Source organism: Brachybacterium sp. (genome assembly GCF_052095815.1).
Taxonomy (GTDB): domain Bacteria; phylum Actinomycetota; class Actinomycetes; order Actinomycetales; family Dermabacteraceae; genus Brachybacterium.
On record NZ_JBQDLF010000086.1, the window covers coordinates 1 to 5,967 of the forward strand.

Here is a 5,967-nt window from a genome sequence, read left to right on the forward strand (position 1 = left end):
TCTACTTCACCCAGTGGAAGAAGGAGAAGAGCAATGCGTGAGACCGTCGGAGAGAGGATCTTCCGCGTCATCGTGCTGGTGGGGCTGACCGTGTTCGTCGCGGTGCCGCTGTGGGTCATGGTCACCACGTCGATGAAGCCGCTCGGTGATGTGCAGTCCGGGTTCTCCTGGTTCCCCACCACCATCACCTTCGAGCCGTTCATCGAGATGTGGTCGACGGTGCCGCTGGCGAAGTACTTCGTGAACTCGCTGATCGTCACCTCGGTCGCGACCCTGTTCAGCGTGGCCGTGGCGACCCTCGCCGCCTACGCGGTCTCCCGCTGGCGCTTCCGTGGCCGGGGCCCGTTCATGACCACGGTGCTGTCCACCCAGATGTTCCCCGGGGTGCTGTTCCTGCTGCCGCTGTACCTGATCTTCGTGAACATCGACGCGACCTTCGGGATTCCGCTGGTGGGCACCCGCATCGGGCTGATCATCACCTACCTGACGTTCTCGCTGCCGTTCGCGATCTGGATGCTGGTGGGCTACTTCGACGGCATCCCGCGGGAGCTGGACCAGGCCGGCAAGGTGGACGGCGCCGGCAACCTCACCATCCTGCTGCGCATCATCCTGCCCGCCGCCCGCCCGGGCATCGTGGCCGTGGCGATCTACGCCTTCATGACCGCCTGGGGAGAAGTGCTGTTCGCCTCCGTGCTGACCACGGAGGACACCCGCACCCTGGCCGTGGGCCTACGGCAGTACGCCACGCAGACCAACGTCTACTGGAACCAGGTTCTCGCCGCCTCGCTCGCGGTGTCGATCCCGGTGGTCGTGGGCTTCCTGATGATGCAGAAGAACTTCGTCGCCGGGCTCACCGCCGGCGCCGTCAAGTAGCCCCGCCTCTCCCCACCATCCATCCCCACCGCTCTTCCCGACCCCGAGAGGATCCCCATGGAGATCTCCGTCCAGATGTACAGCGTGCGCGAGGCCCTCGCGATCGACTTCCCCGGCACCGTCGCCCGCCTGGTCGAGCTCGGCCTCACGCACGCCGAGCCCTACCACCTGCTGGAATACCGCGATGAGCTGGTGCGCGCCCGGGAGCAGTTCCCGATCGACTTCCCCAGCGCCCACCAGTCCTTCCTGGGCGAGGTGGACTTCCCCGAGGTCCTCGAGGCCGCCCAGGCAGTCGGCGTGAAGTACCTGATCGACCCGTTCTGGAACCCTGAGGACTGGACCGACGCCGGCAAGGTGCGGGCGCTCGCCGAGACGCTCAACCGGCGCGCCACCGCTGCGGCCGAAGCAGGGATCCGCGTCGGCTATCACAACCACCATTTCGAGCTCGCCTCCCAGCTCGAGGGCCGCAGCGCCCTGGAGCTCTTCGCCGACGAGCTGGACCCGCAGGTCATCCTCGAGATCGACACCTACTGGGCGGCGGTGGGCGGCGCAGACCTCCCCACCCTGCTGGGCACCCTCGGCGAGCGCGTGCAGCTGGTGCACCTCAAGGACGGCGACCTCTCCGAGGACCCCGCCGCACAGCTGCCGCTGGGCTCCGGGAAGATGCCGCTGGCCCAGACCCTGGACGCCTCCGCACAGGTCGCCTACGGCGTGATCGAGTTCGATGACTTCGCAGGGGACATGTTCGAGGGCATCGCCGACTCGATCGCGCACCTGCGCACCGCCGTCTGACCGGGGCCACCACCCCAGCACTCCTGCGGTCCTGACCGCTCTGCTCATGCACGCCACACGCTTCTCTGCACCACGAAGGAATCCATTCATGACCGTTCAGCACGCCACCGGACCTGTCGGCGTCGGCCTCATCGGCGCCGGCACCATCTCCACCCAGTACCTCGAGCACCTCACCTCCTTCCCAGACGTGATCGTGCACATCATCGGTGATCTGATCCCCGAGGCCGCTGCACAGCGCGCCAAGGAATTCAGCATCCCCGCCTCCGGCACCACGCAGGACGTGCTGAGCCATCCGGAGGTCGAGATCGTCATCAACCTGACGATCCCCACCGCGCATGCGGAGGTCTCCCAGGCGATCGTGGCCGCGGGCAAGCATGTGTGGACCGAGAAGCCGATCACCACGGTTCCGGCCGACGCGAAGGCCCTGCTCGAGGCGGCGGAGCAGGCGGGCGTGCGGGTGGGGGGCGCCCCCGACACCGTGCTCGGTGCCGGCATCCAGACCGGTCTGCGCACTCTGCGCGACGGCTCGATCGGCACCCCGGCCAGCGCCCTGACCCTGTTCCAGTCCCCCGGGCCCGAGTCCTGGCACCCCAACCCCGCCTTCCTGTTCCAGGAGGGTGCCGGGCCGCTCTACGACATCGCCCCGTATTACGCGACCACCCTCGTGCTCGCCCTCGGCCCGGTCACCTCGGTCAGCGCCGTCGGCTCCAAAGCCCGTGAGCAGCGCACCATCGGCTCCGGCCCCAAGGCCGGAGAGGTCTTCGATGTCACCGTCCCCACCCAGGTCGCAGCGCTGCTGAGCTTCGCCTCGGGCCAGAATGCGACCGTGCTGCTGAGCTTCGACTCCCCGCACTCCCGCACCGGGTTCGTCGAGGTGTACGGCACCGAGGCGACCCTCGCCTTCCCCGACCCCAACGTCTTCGACGGCGACTCTGCGCTGACTCAGTACCGCGGCGAGGCGCCGACCCCGATCCCCGCCACCGGTGCCACCACCGGGCGCGGCCTGGGCGTGCTGGAGATGGCCCGCGCGATCCGCGCCGGAGTCCCGCACCGTGCGCAGGGCGAGATCGCCGCGCATGTGCTGGACATCATGGTGGGCATCGAAACCGCCATCGCCGAGGGCTCGATCGTGGAGATCAGCTCGACCTTCGCCGAGGTCGAGCCGATGCCCGCCGACTTCGACCCCTTCGCCGCGACGCTGGCGCGGGTTCCCGCCGACGCCTGAGGCGCCGGGCCCCACCCCGGCGTGCGCAGCGCGCCGGGGTAGGGCGGAGGTCGCGGCGATCGCTTACGTTGGTCCCATGACCTCCGAGCACCCCCTGCACGTCCGGGCCGACGACGTCGCCCCCGTCGATGAGGATCTCGTCGAGGAGCTGCGTGGCCTCCTCGGCGAGGTCAGCGGGTTCGTGCAGCTCGCCGAGAGGTTGGCGCTGCTGTCGGACCCCCGCCGCCTGCAGATCCTGTTCTGCCTGCACGCCCATCCCGGGGTCCGTAGCTCGGACCTCGCTCGGGCGATCCAGGCGCATGATTCGACCACCTCCCATGCGCTCGCGCTGCTGCGGGAGGCGGGCTGGGTGCGGGCGCAGCGCTCCGGGCGCGAGGTGCGCTACGAGCTGGCCGACGATCTCGCCCACGAGATCCTGCACGCCCTGGGCTCCGACCACCTGCCCGGCGTCGACCATGCCCACACCCATCCTCACGGCACTCCGGGTGGTGCACCGGACCACCCGAAGCGGGCTGCCGGGGGCCGCTGAACTGCCCTCAGCAGTCCCGGCGAGCCACCCTCCGCGGCGGGACCGCGCTGGGCTCCCGGTGCGGACCCCGGCAATCTCCGGCACGGCCCCTCGCGCGACCCTCCGATAGTTGTAAGGTCGTGCAAGTGATTCGGCTAGCGGAGGGAGGGTGCATCGTGCATGCAGCCCTCGGGAACCTGGAGATGGCGGACCCCTCCCTGTCCGACCAGCCACCTCACTCCCCCGATGTGCTCGGGGTGCGCTCTCGTGCTCGCCGGTCCGCCCTGGTGCTGGTAGGTCTGTTCATTGCTGGCGCGCTCAGCCTGCTGATCTGCCTCGGCGTCGGCCCGGTGTCGATCTCCCCCGGGATCACCGCGCAGGTGATCGCCCAGCACCTCGGGCTGCCGGTGACGGTCTCGTGGGAGGCCGCGACGGATTCCATCGTCTGGAATGTGCGTCTTCCGCGGGTGCTGATGGGGGCTGCCGTCGGCGCGTGCCTCGCGATCAGCGGCGCCGCCCTGCAGGCGATGGTGCGCAATATGCTCGCCGACCCCTACATCCTCGGGGTCTCCGGCGGCGCCTCCACGGGCGCCGCCGCCGCGATCCTCTTCGGAGTCGGCGCAGCGTTCGGGGAGTACGCGCAGTCCGTCCTCGCCTTCCTGGGTGCGCTCGCAGCGGCGCTGCTGGTCTTCGTCATCGCCCGGGCCGGCGGGCGGGTCACCTCGCTGCGGCTGCTGCTCTCCGGGGTGGCCGTCGGCTACGCGCTCACGGCCGTGACGAACCTGCTGATCTTCTCCTCAGACTCCGCCGAGGGCTCGCGTTCGGTGATGTTCTGGATGCTGGGCTCGCTGTCCCTGGCCCGTTGGAACGCTTTCCTGCTGATCGCGGTGCTCGCCGCCGTGCTCGGTGTGCTCGTGATGGTCTTCGGCGCCCGGGTGCTCGATGCGCTGAGCGCCGGGGACGAGATCGCGCATGGCCTGGGGATCTCGCCGGACCGCGCCCGGATCGGCTTCCTGCTGGTGGTCTCGCTGTGCACCGCGGCCGCGGTCTCCGGCGCAGGAGCGATCGGCTTCGTGGGCCTGGTGATCCCGCACCTGGCACGGCGCCTGGTCGGGGCGCGGCACCGGGTGCTGATCCCGGCGAGCGCTCTGCTGGGCTCCCTGTTCCTGCTGTGGGCCGACGCCTTCGCCCGCGTGGTCATGCAGCCCCGCGAGCTGCCGATCGGTGTCCTCACCGCGGCGATCGGTGCCCCTTTCCTGCTCCTGCTGGTCCGGCGCCTCTATTCGCGCCAGGGATGAGCGACGTGCTCCGTCCCCTACCCCGTCGCCCGTCCCGCAGAAGGAATCTCATGGAACGCACCGCCCGCCGCACCGCCGTCGGCCCCCTGAACCGGCGCACCGCACTGGCCGGACTGACCGGGCTGGTAGGGCTGGTCGGGCTCACCACCGCCTGCAGCTCCGATGCGGGAGACGCCGGCTCCCCCTCGGACGGCGCCTCCGGGAGTGACGCCGCAGGAGGCTTCCCGCTCGAACTCACGAACTGCGAGGCGACGCTGACCTTCGAGACCCCGCCGGAGCGGATCGTGCTGCTGGAATCCGCGCCGGTGACCACGCTGGACGGCATCGGGGTGCTGGACAAGGTCGTCTCCCGTGCCGGGGCCTTCCCGCTCGGCTACTACGGGGAGGATCTCACCGCCCGCATCGAGGCGATCCCGGCCCTGTCCGAGGACATCGACGCCTCCGGCCATCTGCTGATCTCCCAGGAGCTGGTGATCGCGCAAGACCCAGATATCGTCTTCGGTCTACCCGACGGGGTGACCCGAGAGGTGATGGCCGATGCAGGCGCCGGGGTCGTCGTCCAGGACATCTTCTGCGGCGGCGGGAGCGAACGAGCGAGCTTCGAGACGCTGTACTCGACGATCGGCACCTACGGCCGGATCTTCGATCGCGCCACGGAGGCCGACTCCCTGACCACCTCGCTGCAGGAGCGCGTCGCCGAGGTCTCCGATTCCGCACAGACCCTCACCACCACGACTGCTGCGGTGCTCTACCCCTCCCTCGGCGGCGGGCCGCTGTTCACCTACGGCGCCGGCTCGATGGTCACGGCGCAGCTGGACGCCCTGGGCATCGAGAACGTCTTCGCCAGCACCGCGGAGCGCGTGTTCGAGGTCAGCGCCGAGCCGCTGCTCGCGGCGGACCCCGACGTGCTGATCGTGCTCTACCAGGGCGAGGGCGACGGCATGGACCTCACCCAGGAGATGATCGCCCAGGATCAGCTCTCCGGCCTGCGCGCCGCACAGGAACAGGCGGCGCTGCCGCTGCTGTTCAACTTCGCCGAGCCCGCGTCGCCGCTGGTGGTGGACGGGTTGGAGAGGATCCACGAGTGGCTGCTCGAGCTCGAAGGATGACCTCCGACACCTCCTCCGGCTCCCAGGACGTGCCGGTCCTCGAGGCTCGCGGCCTCCGGCACTCCTTCGGCGCCACCGAGGTGCTGCGGGGAGTGGATATGACGGTCACGGACGGCGAGGTGCTCGGGCGCCGCGACACGACGTCCGACGGCGGCACGCCCG

The 5,967-nt window shown here is 70.0% G+C and carries 6 protein-coding genes; all 6 read left to right on the forward strand.

The genetic code is table 11. From position 1 onward, the window contains the following. Positions 1 to 33 precede the first annotated feature (33 nt). Positions 34 to 873, forward strand: a complete 840-nt coding sequence (locus ACTH43_RS18200; protein ID WP_441446296.1) for a carbohydrate ABC transporter permease — start codon at positions 34 to 36, stop codon at positions 871 to 873. Positions 874 to 930: 57 nt separating this feature from the next. Continuing rightward, positions 931 to 1,665 (forward strand): sugar phosphate isomerase/epimerase family protein, encoded by a 735-nt coding sequence (locus ACTH43_RS18205; protein ID WP_441446297.1) that lies wholly within the window; start codon positions 931 to 933, stop codon positions 1,663 to 1,665. An 88-nt stretch (positions 1,666 to 1,753) separates the two neighbouring features. After that, complete coding sequence (locus ACTH43_RS18210) at positions 1,754 to 2,890, forward strand: Gfo/Idh/MocA family protein (protein WP_441446298.1); 1,137 nt, start codon at positions 1,754 to 1,756, stop codon at positions 2,888 to 2,890. 76 nt (positions 2,891 to 2,966) lie between these two features. Continuing rightward, positions 2,967 to 3,419 carry an ArsR/SmtB family transcription factor gene (locus ACTH43_RS18215; protein WP_441446299.1) on the forward strand — a complete coding sequence of 151 codons (453 nt, stop codon included), beginning with the start codon at positions 2,967 to 2,969 and terminating at the stop codon, positions 3,417 to 3,419. A 155-nt stretch (positions 3,420 to 3,574) separates the two neighbouring features. Further along, the gene (locus ACTH43_RS18220; protein WP_441446300.1) at positions 3,575 to 4,696 is read left to right on the forward strand and encodes a FecCD family ABC transporter permease; all 1,122 of its coding nucleotides are present in this window, start codon (positions 3,575 to 3,577) and stop codon (positions 4,694 to 4,696) included. 50 nt (positions 4,697 to 4,746) lie between these two features. Next, positions 4,747 to 5,805 (forward strand): ABC transporter substrate-binding protein, encoded by a 1,059-nt coding sequence (locus ACTH43_RS18225; protein ID WP_441446301.1) that lies wholly within the window; start codon positions 4,747 to 4,749, stop codon positions 5,803 to 5,805. Positions 5,806 to 5,967: the final 162 nt, after the last annotated feature.

Excerpts from the sequence above, each read along its gene's own strand:
- ACTH43_RS18200 (WP_441446296.1), top strand. The coding sequence starts at position 34 with ATGCGTGAGACCGTCGGAGAGAGGATCTTCCGCGTCATCGTGCTGGTG.
- ACTH43_RS18210 (WP_441446298.1), top strand. The coding sequence starts at position 1,754 with ATGACCGTTCAGCACGCCACCGGACCTGTCGGCGTCGGCCTCATCGGC.
- ACTH43_RS18215 (WP_441446299.1), top strand. The coding sequence starts at position 2,967 with ATGACCTCCGAGCACCCCCTGCACGTCCGGGCCGACGACGTCGCCCCC.
- ACTH43_RS18205 (WP_441446297.1), top strand. The coding sequence starts at position 931 with ATGGAGATCTCCGTCCAGATGTACAGCGTGCGCGAGGCCCTCGCGATC.
- ACTH43_RS18225 (WP_441446301.1), top strand. The coding sequence starts at position 4,747 with ATGGAACGCACCGCCCGCCGCACCGCCGTCGGCCCCCTGAACCGGCGC.